18 protein-coding genes are annotated in these 18,823 nt (G+C 45.6%); 10 read left to right on the top strand and 8 right to left on the bottom strand.

What is annotated here, in order from left to right:
• Window positions 1-179 precede the first annotated feature (179 nt).
• Window positions 180-1,694, top strand: coding sequence for a peptide MFS transporter (locus NM125_RS08715; RefSeq protein ID WP_255134519.1), 1,515 nt, complete (start codon window positions 180-182; stop codon window positions 1,692-1,694).
• A 57-nt stretch (window positions 1,695-1,751) separates the two neighbouring features.
• On the opposite strand, the gene glpK is transcribed toward NM125_RS08715, so the two are convergent.
• The gene (gene glpK / locus NM125_RS08710) at window positions 1,752-3,251 is read right to left on the bottom strand and encodes a glycerol kinase GlpK (protein ID WP_255134518.1); all 1,500 of its coding nucleotides are present in this window, start codon (window positions 3,249-3,251) and stop codon (window positions 1,752-1,754) included.
• Window positions 3,252-3,269: 18 nt separating this feature from the next.
• Complete coding sequence (locus NM125_RS08705) at window positions 3,270-4,034, bottom strand: transporter (RefSeq protein WP_255134517.1); 765 nt, start codon at window positions 4,032-4,034, stop codon at window positions 3,270-3,272.
• Window positions 4,035-4,068: 34 nt separating this feature from the next.
• Between NM125_RS08705 and mnmE the strand changes: the two genes are divergently transcribed.
• The 4 genes from mnmE to NM125_RS08685 all read left to right on the top strand — a co-directional run bounded on the left by mnmE (window position 4,069) and on the right by NM125_RS08685 (window position 7,831).
• Complete coding sequence (gene mnmE, locus NM125_RS08700) at window positions 4,069-5,442, top strand: tRNA uridine-5-carboxymethylaminomethyl(34) synthesis GTPase MnmE (RefSeq protein ID WP_255134516.1); 1,374 nt, start codon at window positions 4,069-4,071, stop codon at window positions 5,440-5,442.
• A gap of 131 nt (window positions 5,443-5,573) precedes the next feature.
• Window positions 5,574-6,134, top strand: a complete 561-nt coding sequence (locus tag NM125_RS08695; protein ID WP_255134515.1) for a hypothetical protein — start codon at window positions 5,574-5,576, stop codon at window positions 6,132-6,134.
• Window positions 6,135-6,235: 101 nt separating this feature from the next.
• Window positions 6,236-6,973 (top strand): tetratricopeptide repeat protein, encoded by a 738-nt coding sequence (locus NM125_RS08690; RefSeq protein ID WP_255134514.1) that lies wholly within the window; start codon window positions 6,236-6,238, stop codon window positions 6,971-6,973.
• Between the two features lie 93 nt (window positions 6,974-7,066).
• Window positions 7,067-7,831, top strand: a complete 765-nt coding sequence (locus tag NM125_RS08685) for a YybH family protein (RefSeq protein ID WP_255134513.1) — start codon at window positions 7,067-7,069, stop codon at window positions 7,829-7,831.
• Between the two features lie 8 nt (window positions 7,832-7,839).
• Here NM125_RS08685 and NM125_RS08680 read toward each other — a convergent pair whose 3' ends face one another.
• The 3 genes from NM125_RS08680 to secG all read right to left on the bottom strand — a co-directional run bounded on the left by NM125_RS08680 (window position 7,840) and on the right by secG (window position 9,972).
• On the bottom strand, window positions 7,840-8,247 hold the full coding sequence (locus NM125_RS08680; RefSeq protein ID WP_255134512.1) for an SRPBCC family protein: 408 nt from the start codon (window positions 8,245-8,247) through the stop codon (window positions 7,840-7,842).
• A 172-nt stretch (window positions 8,248-8,419) separates the two neighbouring features.
• Window positions 8,420-9,349, bottom strand: coding sequence for a carboxypeptidase-like regulatory domain-containing protein (locus NM125_RS08675; RefSeq protein WP_255134511.1), 930 nt, complete (start codon window positions 9,347-9,349; stop codon window positions 8,420-8,422).
• A gap of 242 nt (window positions 9,350-9,591) precedes the next feature.
• Window positions 9,592-9,972: a preprotein translocase subunit SecG gene (gene secG, locus NM125_RS08670; protein ID WP_255134510.1), complete on the bottom strand. Its 381-nt coding sequence runs from the start codon at window positions 9,970-9,972 to the stop codon at window positions 9,592-9,594.
• A 97-nt stretch (window positions 9,973-10,069) separates the two neighbouring features.
• On the opposite strand from secG, the gene NM125_RS08665 reads away from it, so the two are divergent.
• Complete coding sequence (locus tag NM125_RS08665) at window positions 10,070-10,993, top strand: mechanosensitive ion channel family protein (RefSeq protein WP_255134509.1); 924 nt, start codon at window positions 10,070-10,072, stop codon at window positions 10,991-10,993.
• 69 nt (window positions 10,994-11,062) lie between these two features.
• Here the strand turns inward: NM125_RS08665 and NM125_RS08660 are convergent, their stop codons facing one another.
• Together NM125_RS08660 and NM125_RS08655 are read right to left on the bottom strand one after the other, a co-directional pair.
• Window positions 11,063-11,746 carry an SOS response-associated peptidase gene (locus tag NM125_RS08660; RefSeq protein ID WP_255134508.1) on the bottom strand — a complete coding sequence of 228 codons (684 nt, stop codon included), beginning with the start codon at window positions 11,744-11,746 and terminating at the stop codon, window positions 11,063-11,065.
• A 53-nt stretch (window positions 11,747-11,799) separates the two neighbouring features.
• Window positions 11,800-12,177, bottom strand: a complete 378-nt coding sequence (locus NM125_RS08655) for a GxxExxY protein (RefSeq protein WP_255134507.1) — start codon at window positions 12,175-12,177, stop codon at window positions 11,800-11,802.
• A 152-nt stretch (window positions 12,178-12,329) separates the two neighbouring features.
• Here NM125_RS08655 and NM125_RS08650 point away from each other — a divergent pair, with 152 nt between their 5' ends.
• Together NM125_RS08650 and NM125_RS08645 are read left to right on the top strand one after the other, a co-directional pair.
• The gene (locus NM125_RS08650; protein ID WP_255134506.1) at window positions 12,330-13,259 is read left to right on the top strand and encodes a CPBP family intramembrane glutamic endopeptidase; all 930 of its coding nucleotides are present in this window, start codon (window positions 12,330-12,332) and stop codon (window positions 13,257-13,259) included.
• Between the two features lie 729 nt (window positions 13,260-13,988).
• Complete coding sequence (locus NM125_RS08645; RefSeq protein WP_255134505.1) at window positions 13,989-15,617, top strand: DEAD/DEAH box helicase; 1,629 nt, start codon at window positions 13,989-13,991, stop codon at window positions 15,615-15,617.
• Between the two features lie 267 nt (window positions 15,618-15,884).
• On the opposite strand, the gene NM125_RS08640 is transcribed toward NM125_RS08645, so the two are convergent.
• On the bottom strand, window positions 15,885-16,070 hold the full coding sequence (locus NM125_RS08640) for a hypothetical protein (protein WP_255134504.1): 186 nt from the start codon (window positions 16,068-16,070) through the stop codon (window positions 15,885-15,887).
• Between the two features lie 408 nt (window positions 16,071-16,478).
• Here NM125_RS08640 and NM125_RS08635 point away from each other — a divergent pair, with 408 nt between their 5' ends.
• Entirely contained in the window at window positions 16,479-18,044 is a 1,566-nt protein-coding gene (locus NM125_RS08635; RefSeq protein WP_255134503.1) for a Na+/H+ antiporter NhaC family protein, read from the top strand.
• 572 nt (window positions 18,045-18,616) lie between these two features.
• Window positions 18,617-18,817 carry a hypothetical protein gene (locus NM125_RS08630; protein WP_255134502.1) on the top strand — a complete coding sequence of 67 codons (201 nt, stop codon included), beginning with the start codon at window positions 18,617-18,619 and terminating at the stop codon, window positions 18,815-18,817.
• The last annotated feature ends 6 nt before the right edge of the window (window positions 18,818-18,823 follow it).

The raw sequence follows: 18,823 nt of genomic DNA, 5'->3' as shown, positions 1-18,823 counted from the left end.
GTTAGATAGGGAAAATGTTTGGAGTTTTGTCTCCTTAATAACTTTGGAAAAGTTAACAGATAATTTAGAGTCCCAAAGTCGTTAGATATCACATTGAATTCAATCCATTCTTGCAACCGAGTAGCTCTTTAGGTATCATCACGCACTTTATGCTTTCACACTAACCTAATTTCCATTTTATGGCAAACGAACAAGACAGTCACTCAACTTCTTTTTTCGGACATCCTCGTGGACTCGCAACCCTCTTTTTCACTGAAATGTGGGAAAGATTCAGTTACTACGGCATGCGTGCAATCCTTGTGCTCTTTATGGTTGACGCAATAAATACCGGCGGACTTGGACTCGATGACAAAACGGCAACCGCTATTTATGGACTCTATACTATGTTCGTTTACCTGTTAGCTCTTCCCGGTGGCTGGTTAGCTGACAAGTTCATGGGGCTAAGAAACGCTATCTGGTACGGTGGTATCATTATCGCAGCCGGACACTTTTCCATGGCCATCCCAACAGATCAAACGTTCTACCTCGGTTTAGTTTTAATTGTAATTGGAACGGGTTTTCTAAAACCCAATATCAGTTCTATTGTCGGTGGATTATATTCCGATGACGAACCTGCCCGGAGAGATGCCGGGTTTTCCATATTCTATATGGGTATTAATATTGGTGCCTTTATTGCCCCTATTGCAACAGGATGGTTAGGAGAAGGCATTAATTGGCATTATGGATTTGGCCTTGCCGGAGTAGGAATGGTGCTTGGATTAGTTCAGTACAAACTTACTGAGAATTATCTTGGCGATATTGGCACAAAGCCGGAGCAACTCGATGATCCTGAAAAACAGGCTAAAAGGCATTCTCGTATTAAGTATGCCCTCTGGATAATCGGTACTGCATTGACTTTATTTATAGGCCTTGTAATGAGTGGTGTTATAACCATTGACCCTGTCGCCATTGCCGATGCTTCAGGCGTAACCATATTTGGACTTGTAATCGCCTACTTCGTTTATGTATTTGTAGCTGAAGAACTAACCACAGACCAGAAAAAGAAGATTGGCGTGATTGCTGCATTGTTTGTCTTTTCTGCCATCTTTTGGTCGGGCTTTGAACAGGCAGGCTCATCTTTAAACCTTTTTGCTGAGCGCTATACTGATCGTGAGATGTTTGGATGGCTTATGCCGGCAAGTTGGCTTCAGTCGGTGAATGCATTCTTTATTATCACACTGGCTCCGGTTTTCGGATGGCTGTGGGTATGGCTCGCAAAACGCAGTCTTGAACCTTCCACACCCGTTAAGTTTGCTTTAGGATTGATTTTTCTTGGAGTAGGATTTCTGGTGATGATGTTTGCCTCTTATTATGTAGTGGAAGGAAATCAGGTGCTTCCAACATGGCTGATTATGACTTACCTCTTCCATACTATCGGTGAATTGTGCTTGAGTCCGGTAGGGTTGAGTGCTGTAACTAAGTTAGCTCCAAAAAAATTAGTAGGACAAATGATGGGTATTTGGTTTATGTCCATCGCTTTTGGAAACCTGATTGCTGGTCGGGTTGCGGGACAATTTAATCAGGAAGACATTGCGGCCGACCCATCTTTGTTGCCGGATTTATTCTGGATCATTGTGATAACTACAGTGGGTGGTGGACTTGTGATGCTGTTACTCAGCAAGCCTATTCGTAAATTGATGGGTAATGTGAGGTAACTGAAATCTCGACTCCTTTAACAAAAAGGCTTCTTCAATCGAGGAAGCCTTTTTTATTTAGCGATCATCGGCCCATGCAATAGCTGCTTTTACTGCTCTCTTCCAGCCCCTGGTTAATTTTTCAACCTCAGCCGGGTCTTTCTGCCGATTGAATTCTTTATCTGCCTTCCAAAGCTCACGGATTTCTCCGATGTCTTCCCAAAATCCTACGGCCAGTCCTGCAAGATATGCTGCTCCTAATGCGGTTGTCTCTGTTACCTCCGGTCGGATAACGGGAACCCCTTCCAGAAGATCACTTTGAAATTGCATCAGAGTATTATTGGCGGTGGCTCCTCCATCAACCCGCAATTCCTTTACCTCGATTCCTGAATCGGCTTTCATGGCATGTAACAAATCCAATACCTGATAAGCGATCGCATCCTGGGCGGCCCGTGCCAGATGAGAACGGTTGGTGCCACGGGTCATCCCTACCATCATACCCCGGGCATGTTGTTTCCAGTATGGAGCGCCAAGTCCGGCAAAAGCAGGCACCAGATATACTCCACCGGAATCTTCCACTTTATTCGCCAGGTACTCAATGTCTTTGGATTCCTGAATAATGCCCAGCTCATCCCGCAACCATTGCACTACTGCTCCGCCAATAAATACCGAGCCTTCCAGCGCATAATTAATTTCCCCATTCACTTTCCAGGCTATGGTGGTAAGCAGGTTATTCTCGGACTTCACCGGTTCTTCTCCCACGTTCATGAGCATAAAACAACCCGTTCCATAGGTATTTTTGACCATTCCTGGTTCTGTACACATTTGCCCGAACAGAGCCGCTTGCTGATCCCCCGCTATGCCGGCTATCGGAATAGTGCTTGAAAATAGACTGGCTTTAGTCTCCCCATACACTTCACTCGATTCCCTCACTTCCGGCAGCATGTTTTTGGGGATGTTCATGAGTTCCAGCAATTCTTCATCCCACTGCATGGAATGAATATTGAACAGCATGGTTCTGGAAGCATTGCTGACATCGGTGATATGCAAAGCTCCCTGGGTAAATTTCCAAATCAGCCAGGTGTCGATGGTTCCGAATGCGAGTTCTCCACGTTCTGCTTTATCGCGGGCTCCTTCAACATGGTCAAGTATCCACTTTATTTTGGTGGCTGAGAAATAGGAATCGACGATCAGGCCGGTTTTCTTCTGTATCATATCTGCGTGGCCGGCTTCGACCAGGCTGTCGCAGTAATCGGAGGTCCGGCGGTCTTGCCACACAATCGCATTGTAGATCGGCTTTCCGCTTTCACGGTCCCAAACCACCGTCGTTTCCCGCTGATTGGTAATCCCGATTCCGGCTATAGCTTTTCCATTCACTCCCGCTGAAGCAACCGCTTCAGCTGCCACGCCCGCCTGTGTTGACCAAATTTCCAAAGCATCATGCTCAACCCAGCCCGGTTCAGGATAAATCTGCCTGAATTCTTTTTGGGCTACGGAAACAATCTCTCCTTTCTTGTTAAAAAGCATAGCCCTTGAACTGGTGGTGCCCTGATCCAATGCTAATACAAATTGCTCCATTCCGATACCGGTTGTTAATTAGTTACGAGCGGTGGCAAAGCCCTGGGCAAAACCAATCCCGATAAAAAACGACTCCTGTTCAAGCTCATAGCCGGCGTTTAGGTCCAGCTGGGCTCCATCATTTACCACAAGCGCCAACCCGGCTTCTGCATAATGTAAGTTGACATTATTCCCGTCATAGATTCCGGCATAACCCGCATATGCACTTAAGTTTTGTTGATTTGGGAAGCTAAATCCCGGGGTCAATGTAAACAACCAATTATCGCTGAGGTCTCCAACCCCAAAAGTATAACCCAGGTTCGATGAAAGACTCAGATTATTTGTTAAGGATTGGTCGCCCACCAAAAACAAGGTGGGTACTATTTCATCATTCGTAAATGCAGACGCCCCCACCGGCACGCTGATTTTACCGATGGTTGAAATCCTCGTCTGTCCATCCTCAGTCTCATATAACTTATACTTCGCAGCGAGGCCTAAATCCTGAAAACCTGAATTGACGGCATCGGTCTGGTCGAAGTATTGGGTGGAATAGGAATTCAGCAGGGCTCTAAGTTCAAGGTTCTCCATCACCCCAAAGCGCAACAGCATTTGCCCGATATCAAACTGATTAACGGCATTCCCCGTTGAAAGCTGAACGCCCGTTTCCAGGCCAAAAATACCGGCTTCTACCACATAAGAGCCATTGCCAATACCCGGCCTGTCGGGGGTGTAATTTTCCTGGGCAATTGCGTGATTAGAAATGAGAACAAAACAAAAGGCTGTGATGAGATGTGTATATTTCATAGAATTATTTTTGTTCAGATGAATATCTTTAAATATGAATGAAATTACAGAAAAAACACCAATAGCTGCTATAGCTACACCGGTTGGAGAAGGCGGAATTGCTGTCATCCGGGTTTCCGGCAAAGATGCTATTGCATTGGTAAATAAGGCTTTTAAAGGCAAAGACCTAACAAAACCGGACTCCCACACCGTTCATTTCGGGAAGATCATGAACAGTAAAGGACTGCCTGTGGATGAGGTACTGGTGACTCTGTTTCATTCCCCAAAATCATACACCGGTGAGGAGACGGTAGAAATATCCTGCCACGGCGGTGTGTTGGTTACGCAGTCGGTACTCGAAACCATTTTAGCTCTCGGGGTGAAGTCGGCCGAGCCCGGAGAATTTACCCAACGCGCTTTTCTGAATGGCAAACTGGATCTGGATCAGGCCGAAGCCGTTGCCGACCTCATTCATGCCAAAAGCTCGAAAGCGGTGGATGCCGCCCACCAGCAGCTGGAAGGGCGCTTGGGCGAACATATCAAAAGTTTCCGGCAGCAAATTATTGATGCCACCGCCATGGTGGAACTCGAGCTCGACTTTATAGAGGAGGATGTAGAGTTTGCCAACAAGGAACAGCTTCAAAAGCTACTGGAGGAGTTGGATGCCGAAATCACAGAACTGCTTGAGACCTATGAAACCGGTCGATTGGTGAAAGACGGGGTTAGAACAGTACTCATTGGCCGGCCCAATGCCGGGAAGTCCACCTTACTGAATACCCTGGTGGGAAGTGACCGCGCGATTGTAACCGAAATAGCCGGAACCACCCGCGACACCATCGATGCCGACTGGAGTTACGACGGATTACTATTCAAGCTTATTGACACCGCCGGACTCCGGGAAACCGAAGACATTGTGGAGGCAGAAGGGGTGAAACGGTCTCAAAAGGCTTTTGAACAGGCTGATTTAGTGATTTACCTGAAAGATTTATCTCAACCTTTCTCAGAAACTGAGCGGAAGGAAATTGCGGATTTTCAATCGCGGGCAAAAGATACTCCCTTTATCCTCATTGGTACCAAAGCAGATATTGAAGCAGAGCAGGAATGGCGCACCGAATTTGATTTAAAGATTTCGGCCCTTGAGGACGAACGAATCAAAGAGCTGAAGCAGCTGCTTAAAGACCGCGCGTTGGAGAACAAGCATTACGATGCCTCCAGCCTGTTGGTCACCTCTACCCGCCACCGCGATGCCCTCCAAAAAACGAAGGATCATGTTCAATCAGCTTTGCGAGCTTTGGATCAGGGCATGACCGGCGACTTTTTGTCCATAGATTTAAGAGCAGCTTTGAAAGAACTTGGAACCATTACCGGAGAAATCACCAATGAAGATGTGCTGGATTCTATTTTCTCCCGGTTTTGTATCGGGAAGTAGTAAATGCTTTCTTTTAACTCAACTCACACCCAGAGCAGATTGTTACAACGACAATGATCTATTTTACATATACTTATCCATATTTAATTAACTTGTTTATCTTATAAAACCATCATATAAATCGTGCAATTATGAGAAGTGAAAGAGTTTTTAAAGATCGAAGGAGAAATGCTTACTTAGTCGTATTGGGTCTGATACTTTTGTTTTGGGGTGTATCAAAATTTCAAAGTGATAATACTGAATCCCAAGATCCAAAAATTCAGGCTGCTAATAATGAACTCCCTGAAAAGAGAACAACATTTACTCAAACAAACGAGTCAATAAGATTGAATCTTATGGTTGAATTAAGAGAAGATGCAACAGTGGGTGAAAGAGCTGAAATTTGGATAAAGAGCATGGGTTCATGGTACTTGAATAATAAATATGATTCTAATGACCAGATTAATAAGTTTGGTTCAGTATCTACTACTACTCCCAATCTTGAAGTTGGAAAGAATCTTAAATTGTATTTCTATCCTGATGGAAGAGATAAAAATGAGATAGCGTTAGATTTTAAACTTTCTTCAGAATTCTGTTCACAAGGATGTGCGAGAGATGCTTTGAGAATTTCTGTTTTCAATAACAAAGTAACTTTTTTCGGCTTGCCTATTAAAGAAGCTCACGGTGATATTGAAATAGAAAAGAACCGATAATTTGGTTCACATTTTTTCAGATCAAGTAAGCCCTTTCTAACATCCAACCTTTCAGCTATTCCGTATTATCATCCACTGTTCATCCATTCAATAATAGATCAATGAGATTAGTCATACTGCTGCTGGCGCTTACCGTAACTTTCGGTTGTGCTAAAGAAAAAGACCGGGTTAATTATTTACGTCAGGGCTATAAGCTTTTGGATAAGGATAAGTTTCAGGAAGCCGAAACGGCTTTTACAAACGCTTTGGAATATGGGTATGATTACAACAAAGCCTACATTGGGTTAAGCCTGACCATGACCCGCAGTTTTCCCGAAGACAGTGCAGCCTATTATGTGCAGAACTTTAAAGACGCTATTCCATTGCTGGATAATGCCATTGAAGCCGACCCCAACAATCCATACGGATATGCGCTTAGAGGAGAAGCCAAGTTATATTCTTATGACTACAAAGGAGCTATCCGTGATTATGAGAAGCTGGTAACCATGGCACCTGCCAATCCCGGAGGTTTCTTCTTTTTGGGCAAGGCCAAGTTTGAAAGCGGAGATTTTCAGGGAGCCATCAATACGCTTTCTTATGCTATCGGGCTCGATTCTACTCTGTCCCAATCATTTTATATGCGGGCACAGGCCAACGACAGTTTGGGCAATTACAACGAAGCCATTTCTGATTATAATTTTTCAACAAGATTGGATTCCGGCAATACCGAAGTATTCATCAACCGGGGCAAAACCTTCCTTCAGCTTAATGAAAATGTCAGCGCCTGTTCTAATTTCACCACGGCAAAACAGCTGGGAAGTGAATCTGCTGATGCGCTGCTTCAGGATCATTGTAAATAACCGAAATTGAGAGTTTCTGCCAGTTTGAAGTCATTTGGTATTTAAAAAACGGGTGACTATACTAATCAGATAGTATAATTAACCTACTCCGTGATGAAAAAAGCACTCTTTCTGTTTCTATTGTTTTTATTGGCAGGAATAACTGCGAAAGCCCAGCCCGACCTTCAATCTCTTCAGCAAGAATGGGTAGATGCGATCAAAATGGGTGACTCAACATCCGGCTTTTATTGGGATGACCGGAGCCTTATCTATTCAAAAATAAAAACCGGTGATGCTGAAAGCATAATGCAAGTCTTCAAAAAGGAAGAGATTCATAACCTTCAGGGATATTCTCCTATTCAAAGCTTTCAACATGATACATTCAGATATATAACCGTTGGCAAGCTCTTCACCTCAGCGGATTCTTTAATGCTGCTAACCGGCTGGCGCGAAGTGGAGGGAAGCTGGCTAAAGGAAACTGATGTTATCCTGACTTTAGAAAGTGAAACTACTCAGATTAGCTCTGTATCAGACCGGTTATTTGACCAGGAACGTAAGAAATGGGTCGAACTTGCTAACCAACACAATCCGGAAGCTCACATCAAAGTCAGCTATACCGAAGACGCTACCTATTTTGGGAACGGGCGAAAATCAGAAGGACGCCAGGAAATTGCCGAGCGATATTCCTACATGGAAAATCCGAATTACCAGGTAGATCTTGAAAAGGAACGGCTTTGGAGAATCTCTGAAAGCAACGTGCTCGAAATTGGCCGGTATTTTACCGGTGCTGAACGCAGAGGAAATGGCGGGTTATATGTGATTTTGTGGGAAAAACAGGAATCCGGGGAATGGCAGATCGAACTGGACTTTAATTTTTAACTCTGAAGCTATCCGGCCTCGGTATATTTTTTAAAGTTATTCAGAATAGATTGCCAGCCCTCCTTTTGCATATCAACAGGAAGTTCGGTTTCAGCCTCAAAAACCGTCGTTATTTTCGTTTTGCCTTCTTCCTGGTCAAAGTCGGTGACTACTTTTCGGCCATCTCCAAGCGTATAGCTGATTTTCTTTTGGTCGATCACTTCATCATAAACTCCTTCAAAGTCAAAGCCAATGGTACCATCTTTAGCTTCCATCCTGGCGTTATACGTACCGCCGGGGCGCAAGTCGTTCTCAGCGCTTGGACAGTGCCAGTCATCAGAAGCAAAATTCCAGTTTATGATGTGTTCCGGTAAGGTCCAGCAGTCCCACACCTTGCGAATATCCGCATCAACCGTAGCTTGTATAGTGACTTTCATACCGCTCTCCTTTAGCATTCAAACATCATTGCTTGAATTAAATTGGCACCTTTAGCCTAATAAAGAAAATTAACCGGTCATTCGGAACAGTTTTGTGTTAAAAAAAGCTGAATAAAAAAAGTCCTGTGCGCTAACACAGGACTGATTCACCAAACTATCTCAAACAAGTTTTTCAGAAGCTATTCAGCATACTTTCGGCGTTGGTTCCGTAGTCAATTAATTCCAGTGAGGAAATCACTTCTTCACCTTCCATGGTTGAAGATTTAACCACACCTCCCGGCACGGATTCTGAAGTCACTCTCCACAATTTCAGGGAAATCTCCGGAGCTACGCCAAAATCAATAAGGTCGGCCGTAAAGGTGCCTTTGGGTACCTGAACTGAAACTCCTTTTGCTGCAACGGCTCCCTCAATAGATTCCTGCGTCAGCTTTTGAGGCTGCGAATACCAGCCTTCCGACACCGGCTTCTCCTGGGGTTCGGAGTCTCCCATTTTCTCACGCAAACGTACAATTTGCTGTCTTTCTTCCGAAAACAGTACTTCCGCTATGTAAACCGGTTCGTCCTCATCTTCCTCAAACATCACAATTTGCCACCACTGTTGGCCATTATCCAGTTCTTTCAGGAAACCCTTCTTCATGATGGTGCCAATTTCACCTTCACCATCCGAAATCTGCCACTGAGTCCAACCGCCTTCCGGGTAATCTTCTACCTCCAGCTCATACCCGTATCCTGTAAACAAGTAGTTAAACATCATCGGGTACATATTCACGTTCATGTTAATCCCGAAATTCAGGGATGCCATTTGCACCTCTCCGGTCAGCCGGGCGGTAACCGTTTTCTTGTTATCAGCAGGCATGGTCACAATCATATTATTCGGCATATAATTGTCGGCATATACTGCAATATTGTGAATACCCAACGAACCGAACCTGATTTTTGCGGTACCGTCTGCACCTGTGGTGGTTTTCCGGCCATTTGAAGCTTCTACTTGTGCTCCCTGAATAGGATTACCTTCCTGATCCAGTACTTCCACACTCACTGAATTGATGGGCACTTTGTTTAGCATTTCTGCCCCCGGCATCATACAACCTGTAATTATCATTGTTGATACCACACACGCTATTCCTAAAACCCGTCTCATTATCTATCTCCGTTTATTTTCAAATTTAAGAGCTGCCTCTGTTTTACAATGCGAAATAAAATAGAAAAAAGGATCAAATCTGCCACACAAAGCAAGACTTTTTTTGAGGGGAGGAAAGCGATCACGCCCTGTAATCGTGCCAATAAAAAAAAAGCCTCGCTCAACTAAGAACGAGGCTTTAAATTTCTTGAAGTAACCGGCTGTTAGTTGTCGCCGTTGTCTTCGGAATTGTCCTGGCTATTATCCTGCTGCTGTTGCTGAGGAATAGCCGGAGCTGATTGAGAAGGAGATTCAATAGGTGCATTTACACCTCCGCCTTCCTGTAAAATACTCCGTTCTACTTCCCCGCGATCAATCGCGAAGTTAGCGAGCACACAAAGTGCCAGAAAAAGGGCTGCAAGTACCGATGTTGATTTCGACAGTAAGTCAGCTGTTCTTCGGGCTCCGAGACCACCGCCTCCACCGAGGCCGCCTCCGCCACCCATTCCGGAAATTCCTTGTCCCTGTCCCGGTTGCAGTAAAACAACCACGATTAACAGGAAGCAAATAACAGCAATAACTCCTACAATAATATTATAAAGCATGTAATTAGATTCTTAACTTTTTGAGAAGGGTGCAAAGATATCCATTTTTACATACTATCCCAAGCATTGGGACATCAAAATTAATTAAATAACACGGATGCAAGACTTCACAGATCAAATCGCCGATTTCATTGCAAGCTCACCCAGTATAGCGGTACAACTTGTGGAAACCGTTGCCATCATCCTCATCCTCTGGGTTATCCGTATTATTGCCGTCCGTGTTCTCCAGCGAAATGTAGAAGACAAGAAAGCCATCTATAAATGGCGGAAGAACATTACCTACATCGCTTTTTTTATCGGCGTGCTTATTATCGGGCAAATCTGGTTTCTGGCGCTGGGCTCCCTGGGGACTTTTCTGGGGCTGCTTTCTGCAGGTATCGCCATTGCCCTTAAAGATCCGGTAACCGACATCGCAGCCTGGATGTTTTTAATATGGCGAAAGCCTTTTGATATCGGCGACCGCATTCAGGTAGGGAATTCCAAAGGGGATGTCATTGATATTCGGGTGTTTAAATTCACTATTCTGGAAATAGGAAACTGGGTGGATGCCGACCAAAGCACGGGACGGGTCATTCATATTCCCAATCACAAAGTATTTACCGAAGACCTCGCCAACTATACCAGCGACTTTGAGTTTATCTGGAATGAGATGGGCGTACTCGTCACCTTTGAAAGCGACTGGAAAAAAGCCAAGAAAATCCTGGAAGAAGTGGTTGAGGAGAATATGCATGAATTTGTGGAACAGGCCCGGGAGGAAGTCAAAAAAGCTGAAAAATCCTACCTCATTCAGTATCGGTACCTCACGCCCATTGTGTACACCAGTGTTAAAGACAGCGGCATCAACCTTTCCATACGGTATTTATCGGATCCAAGACGAAGAAGGGGCGTTTCACAGGCAATCTGGGAATCCATTCTCGACCGCTTTGATGAGCACGACGACATCGATTTTGCCTACCCAACCATCCGCTACTACGACAACCCCACCGAAGGCAAACCCGGCACAACTTCTTCAGGGAATTAAAAATTCAAAATGAAAAATTGAGAATAGCCTGAACTCATTTTTCATTTTGAATTTAACATTTTTAATTCTTCAGTCGTCTTCCGGCCCGTCGTAGTTGCGGAGTTTTGGGATTGGCTGCACCAGCTCTTTGGAGTTGTTGGAAGGGTCATTCACTAACTCAGGAACTCGAAAAACGGACATATCCGGCAGCAGGTGATTTCCTGAGAACCCATTTTCTAACATTTCAGGAGCATTTCCATTCAACCAGCGTCCGTAATCTTTTTCTTCAAGTATAACGGGCATACGGTCATCCAACGGTTCAACCAAGGCGTTCGCCGGCATGGTGATTACTGCAAATGAGTGGATAAGTCGGCCGTCTTCCTGCTCAAAGGAAGTGTAGATTCCTGCAAAACCGGTTACCTCTGTTGTAAGCACCCGCAGGTAGAAAGGCAGCGGGTCGTCCACGGTTTCCTTCCACTTATAAAACCCGGATACCGGAATGATGCAGGGGGAGGTTTTAGCTAGCTGCTTCAGGTTTTCATTTACAGCAAATTCTTCCTGCCCTATTTCAAAAAAGTCATCATCAGCCTCTTCCTGCTTCAGTCCCCATACCGAACTAACCACCGCCCTGTTATCCCCGTCCTTCACAACAATAGGCATCGTATTACCGGGGATGACGTTATAATTTGGATTGAAGAGGCTTTCAGCATCGGTCTGCCCACCAAATGCTTCCTCAATGATAAATTTATCGGCTTCTAATACGTATCTCTTCATGATATCTTATTTAATCGCAGAGTTCGCTATGTTAACGCAAAGATCGCTGAGTATTATAAGTTATTTACAACTCTGTGAATTCCGTCTTTTAAAAGTTTAACGTTGAAATTAATCAGCAGGCCTAACTTTTTATTCGATAACCTTAAATATGAAAGCAGTTGGGCGTAATGTACTGGCGCTATGCTTTCTACTGCTTTTAACTCGACAACCACCTTATTATTCACCAGCAAATCTAATCTGAATGCCGTATCGAAACGCTTATCCTTGTATTGCAGTGGTACCGGGAGTTGTCTTTGAACATGCAATCCCTTCTGAACAAGCTCAAAGAATAGTACCTCTTCATAAATAGACTCAAGCAACCCCGGCCCAAGTTCTTTATGAATTTCTATAGACGTTCCTATTATGATATTTGACAATTCATTCTCAATCACTCCAGATGTAACTATTAATTAGTGAAATAGTCAACTCTGCGAACTTTGCGACTCCCTCCGCGTCCTTTGCGATTCCCTCTGCGTTTATTCCCCCGTCAATTCCCACCTTATTTTTATTACCTTCCTCCAAAACACTATATCAATCATTACCCATGCAAAATCCATTTTTTAATTCGGAAGAAAACCGGCTTCGATCTTTATTTCGGGTACTCCTGTTTATCTTCTTGTTTGTTTTTATGATGGTAATTCCATCCCTGATCCCCTATACAGCTCTGGATTACATTGGAAGATCCATACTTACCCTTGGGCTGTTTTACATCATGTTCCGCTATGTGGATGGGCGGCCCTGGAGCTTCTCGGGATTAAACTTAGATAGAACCTGGTTTATGGAATGTGCAGCCGGGATTGTTATTGCTGCGGTGGCAATGGGACTTATATTTCTTACCCTGTGGCAAACCGGCGGACTTGAAATCACCAGCTTTAGCTGGAACCGCAGTGGAGAAACTTTTTGGCTTATCCCGCTTTTGATATTTTTTGTGCAAATGGCATCAGTAGGATTTTATGAAGAAGTCATGGCACGAGGGTATTTGCTGCCCAACATCACTGAAGGATTCACTTTTGGCAATATCACCCCTCAAAAAGCCGCTATAATCGCTGTCATTATCAGTTCGGGTATTTTTGGGCTTGGTCATGCCGGGAACCCCAACGCCAACATCACGGCCGTTGTTAACATCGTTTTGGCCGGGGTGATGCTGGCTGTGCCTTTTATTATAACAGGACGATTGGGATTGTCCATCGGTATTCACTTTTCATGGAATTTTTTCCAGGGCGGGATATTTGGCTTTCGGGTAAGCGGAATGGAAGTGCGTAACTCACTGATACAAATTCAGCAAAGCGGCCCTGATTGGTGGACCGGAGCCTCCTTTGGCCCCGAAGCCGGACTTATAGGAGTGCTGGGCATCCTTCTGATTTTAGGGTTGACCGTTCTTTATCTTAAACAAAGCGGTGTTAGAATAGGTTATGCTGATCTTTTTTCGAATACTTTTACAGAGCAGAAGACAATCGCGGAAGAAGCTCCCTGAATTGCGAATGATCGATGGACCGATTAACCGATTTGCGAAATGGTATTCTGTAGTAACCACGACCAACCATCGCGAAGGGTTAAAACCCATTCGCTTGGATAATTGATTACAACCTGCCTCAACCCAGCATCACTCTACCACCTGTCAACCCGGACCTGATCCGGGATCTCCCTTTCTTACTCATACAATAACCAAGGAGTCCTCTTTCCCTGCTGCGGTTGAATCAAATCCAATGCACGAATTGCACGCAGGAGGGAAAGAGACAGAGATAGGGTCTTGCAGTGAAGGTAGCACTATTTTATCCACCCACAACCTTCGCTCCGACGCAGAGCGTCAGGAGCGAGTGCATGGTTTTATTGATCATTTCATTGTGTAGCATGACACAAACATATAGGCATTTTATATGCCGTCTGAGGCGGCATCGCCCCCCGGGCACGGAGCGTAAGTAACCTATAATTACCACCTGTCATCCCGAAGAAATGAGCATAGCGAATGACTGAGGGATCTCCCTGAATTGCAAACGACCGATTAACCGAATTGTGATTTCGTTTTCATCAACAACCATCGCTAAAGAATCACCCTTAAAACGTTCAAAATTCGATGTTCCTTGTTCGATGTTCAAAATCCCTGAGCTTCATGTACATTTTTTGTATATTGTGAAGTCTTTTGATTAAAGACACGATCTTTGAAAATTGAACTATAACGCCAAAATTGAAAGAGGTGTAACCATTGTCTTTTGAAGAATTTGGCCTTAGCCCCGAATTAATGAGTGGGCTGGCCGACGTACGAATTGAAGAACCCACACCTCTCCAAACTGAAGTTATTCCACCGGCACTACAAGGCAGACATATGCTTGTAAAACATGAAGCTGGTGATGACGGTGTATTTTTGATACCTGCATTGCAAAAACTGACAAGCAACGGAGAGGTTTCTGGCATACGAGTTTTAATACTAACACCATCTATTGAGCGAGTTAAGGAAATAGACGAAAAAGTTTGGGCCATGGGCTACCATGCTCAAATAAGTAGTGCAGCGCTTTCCATGAAAGGAATTCGCACCGCTCAGGAAGAAGCTATTAAAGATGGAGCACCGGTTGTGGTGGCAAACCCCGGCCGGCTGATTGAAATACTGGATAAGAATAAGCTGAAGCTTCCCAAAGTGGATCTCGTCATTATTGACGAAGCCCACGGCATGGAGAACTATAACCTGGTGAACCGGGTGAAGGACATCATGCAGTTAACCGAGGGTGAGCCACAAACGCTTATTTTCTCTGAATCCAACAACAAAGCTACCCAACAGCTATCCTCTGCTTTCCTGAAAGATCCGGTGGTTCATGGGTTTGATGAATCCAACGTCAAGGAAGCTACATCTGACTCTGATTCCGACTCCGGACAGAAGTCCGAAGCAAAAGAAGAGTCTAAAGAGCAGACATCCGATCAACAGGAACAAGAAGCGGAAGATTTTGAGCTGGATCAGGAAGAAGTGAACCGCAAACTGGCCGAGGCCAGTGTAAGCGTCGTGCTCAACCCGGAAGAAAATAAAGAGGAAGAGGAAAAAGAGGACGAGCAGGAAGCTAAGGCTGATTCCGATAATGAGAAAGAGCCTACCGTTCCTGAAGACCTGACCCAGGCATACATTTATGTTCCTCCAAGAGCGAAAATCTCTACCCTGCTTGCTCACCTTGAAGATACACTGACAGACAAAATCGTGGTATTTGCTGCTTCCAAGCGCACTACCGACCGACTGTTCCGCATCATCCGTAAAAAAGGATGGGGTGTGGTCAGCATCAACGAAGGACTGAAGCAGGAGTATTATGACGAACGCTTCGGGAAGTTTACTTCCGGCGACATGAAGATTCTGCTGGTTGGCGGACTTTCTGCCACTGAAATAGAACTGAATGAAGTGAAGCAGGTCATCAATTATGACGTGCCTAACGAAGTGGAAGAATATAAATATCGCGCGGAGCTGGTCGGAAATGGGAAAGCCGCCCGTATGGTGTCACTGGTATCCAAAATGGATAAAGATGACATCGACGAGATTGTGAAGAAAGTAGGCTATGCCCCCACTGAAATTCCCCTTCCTGAAGAAGTGAAGGAGAAAAAAGGCCGCAGCAAGAAGTCGGATAAGAAAGATAAAAGCTCCAAGAAAAAGAGCAGCAACAAAAATAAGAAAAGCAAAAACGACGACCGCGACCGCAAGCGACGTAAAAAGCCGAAAGAGAAGAAATCCGCCAACGGACTTCCCCGTCCAAGTTATGACGGGCTTTCCGGTGGAAAAGAAGGAGATAGCAACGGTAAACGTCCAAGCCCAAGCAAATCCGACGGAGCCTTCGGCTGGATTAAGAAGCTGTTCAACTAATGATCACAGAGCTTTTGTGATTTATTAGTACCACAAATTTAAGGCGCATCTGATTATCAGGTGCGCCTTTTTTTATGGCAACTAACCATTAAAGGAGTCCTTTCCCCTTACCAAGGGGAAAGACAGAAAAGGGTCCGCCAGCGAAGGACAACACCCCATAATTAGAGTCTCCGCTACACTACAACAGCAACAGTTATTCTGATTTGCGAATGATCGATGGACCGAACGACCGATTTGCGATTTGGTTTTCAACGATCATAGCCACCATCAACCACCGCAAAGGGTTGAAACCCATTCGCTTGCGTAAAGGAATACATCCTGCCCTGCCTTTGCAAAAACTTCAACATTCAATGTTCGATGTTGAATGTTCAATATTCCACCGGCAAATCCGGGATCTACTATTCCCAGCAACCAACTAACCAAGGAGTCCTCTTTCCCTGCGGCGGTAGACAAGTACAAAATCTTTTACACACTCGCCGGAGGGAAAGAGACAGAGATAGGGTCCGCCGGCTAAGGACAACACCCCACAATTAAAGCCTCCGTTACACCACAACAGCAACAGTTATTCTGATTTGCGAATGATCGATGGACCGAATGACCGATTTGCGATTTGGTTTTCAACGATCATAACCACGATCAACCACCGCGAAGGGTTGAAACCCATTCGCTCGCGTAAAGGAAAACATCCTGCCCTGCCTTTGCAAAAACTTCAACATTCAACATTCAATGTTGAATATTCCTTGTTCCTTGTTCCTTGTTCCTTGTTCCTTGTTCGATGTTCTTATGTTCTTATGTTCTTTATTGAATGTTCAGTGTTCATTCGCTACCATCCATTGCGATATTAATCAAACAGCCCAACCTATGAGTAATGATTTTGCCGGAACCAAAGAGAAGTGGAAAGATCCCAAAACCCGCCGCAAGATAGGCGTTGGTGCATTCATCGCGCTGATTATCGCCGGGGTGTATGCCGGAGTGAACCAGGTTTTTCCTGAGCAAAGCGGACATTACGGATTTTGGTCCATCATGCCGCCGCTGGTAGCTATTGTTCTGGCATTTTATACACGCGAAGTGGTTAGCTCGCTGTTCATCGGGATTTGTTTGGGCGGTGTGATTTCCGGCAAGCTCAATATCGTACAGGATTTCCTGATTCCCTCCGTTGGAACTGAAAGTTTTGCCCTGATTATCATCGTTTACTTATGGGCTTTGGGAGGATTAATTGGCATCTGGACGCGAACCGGCGGTGCGGAGAAATTTGCCGTATGGGCCAGCAAGAAAATGGTGCGCGGACCTCAAACCGCCAAGTTCTTCACCTGGCTGATGGGACTCATTTTCCACCAGGGAGGAACCATCAGTACCGTATTGACTGGAGCTACGGTTCGTCCCGTTGCCGACAAACACAATGTGTCGCACGAAGAGCTGGCGTATATGGTCGATTCCACAGCTTCCCCGGCCGCAACCCTGATTCCATTCAACGTTTGGCCGTTTTACGTGGGCGGACTCATCATCGGAACCCTCCCTTTTCTGGAAACGACTCAGCAGAGTATCGCCTTTTTCTTCACTGCCCTGCCCTATAACTTTTATGCGATTTTCGCCATCCTGCTCACCCTTGCTTTTGCGTGGGACAAGTTCCCTTTCGTACCCGGAAAGAAAATGAGAGCCGCCATCAAACGCGCCCGCTCAGGACAAGGCCTCGATCGTGAAGGTGCTACCCCCATGGCTGCCGATGAGCTTACCAAAAGTGCTGTTCCCGAAGACTACAACCCCGGACTCATCGACTTTTTTGGCCCGATTGGAACATTGCTTGGTGTTGCCATCATCCCCTATGTTGTCACCTATTTTTTCCTGGACATGGGCGAAGATTCTGTGCTGTTAATTGCAGAGGCTTTTGTGCTTGCGGTACTGGTTGGATTTGGAATCGCTTTAGCCAAAGGCATGAACCTTCAAGAGGTCGTTGATGGATTTATTGACGGATGTAAAGGCGTCACCATCGGGGCAATCATCCTGGCCCTGGCCGTCACCCTTAAAGAAGTGGCTGATGCCGTCGGAACCGCCGCTTATGTGGTCGATACCGTCGGCGATGTAATCCCGGCCTTCCTTCTGCCCGGACTGTTGATGATTCTCTGCATGCTGATCGCCTTTTCAACCGGCACTTCCTGGGGAACTTATGCGGTGGTATTTCCGGTCGCCATCCCGCTGGCCTGGGCCGTGGTACCGGACGTATTTTTCCTCACCCTATGCTTTTCAGCGGTAATCGGCGGATCCGTATTCGGAGACCAGTGTTCCCCCATTTCGGACACCACCATCCTCTCCTCCCTCGCCACCGGCTGTGATTTGATGGACCACGTGCAAACCCAATTCCCCCTGGCCATCCTCGCCGGAACCCTCGCCGTCATCTCCTACGCCGCCATGGTGCTACTATTTGTGTGAAACCACCTGTTCCGGCATCTACCACCGCAAAGGGTTGAAACCCATTCGCTTGTGTAAAGGAATAGAACCTACCCTCATCACGCGCCATCCCAGACCTGCCTATGCCGGCAGGCAGGCGAAGTGTAGCGAAGATCCGGGATCTCTTTTTTATGGCAACCAACCATTAAAGGAGTCCTTTCCCCTTACCAAGGGGAAAGACAGAAAGGGGTCTGGTAGCTAAGGACAACGCTCATCAATTAAAGCCCCCAAACGCCCCTGATTCGCGAACGATCGATAGACCGAACGACCGATTTGCGATTTGGTATTCAACGACCATAACCACCATCAACCACCGCAAGGGTTGAAACCCATTCGCTTGTGTAAAGGAATACATCCTGCCCTGATCACCCGTCATCCCTGGCCTGCCTTTACAAAAACTTCAACATTCCACCGGCATATCCGTGACCTTCTATTCCCGGCCACCAACTAACCAAGGAGTCCTTTCCCCTTACCAAGGGGAAAGACAGAAAGGGGTCCGCCAGCTAAGGACAACACCCTTCAATTAAAGACCCCAAAACGCCCCTGATTTGCGAATGATCGATAGACCGAATGACCGATTTGCGATTTGGTTTTCTACGACCATAACCACCATCAACCACCGCGAAGGGTTGAAACCCATTCGCTTGCGTAAAGGAATACATCCTGCCCTCATCACCTGTCATCCCGGACCTGCCTTTGAAAAAAACTTCACCATTCAATGTTCGATGTTGAATGTTCAATATTCCACCGGCTGATCCGTG

The organism is Gracilimonas sediminicola, assembly GCF_024320785.1.
GTDB classification, from domain to species: domain Bacteria; phylum Bacteroidota; class Rhodothermia; order Balneolales; family Balneolaceae; genus Gracilimonas; species Gracilimonas sediminicola.
This window is presented reverse-complemented; position numbering and strand designations above follow the sequence as displayed.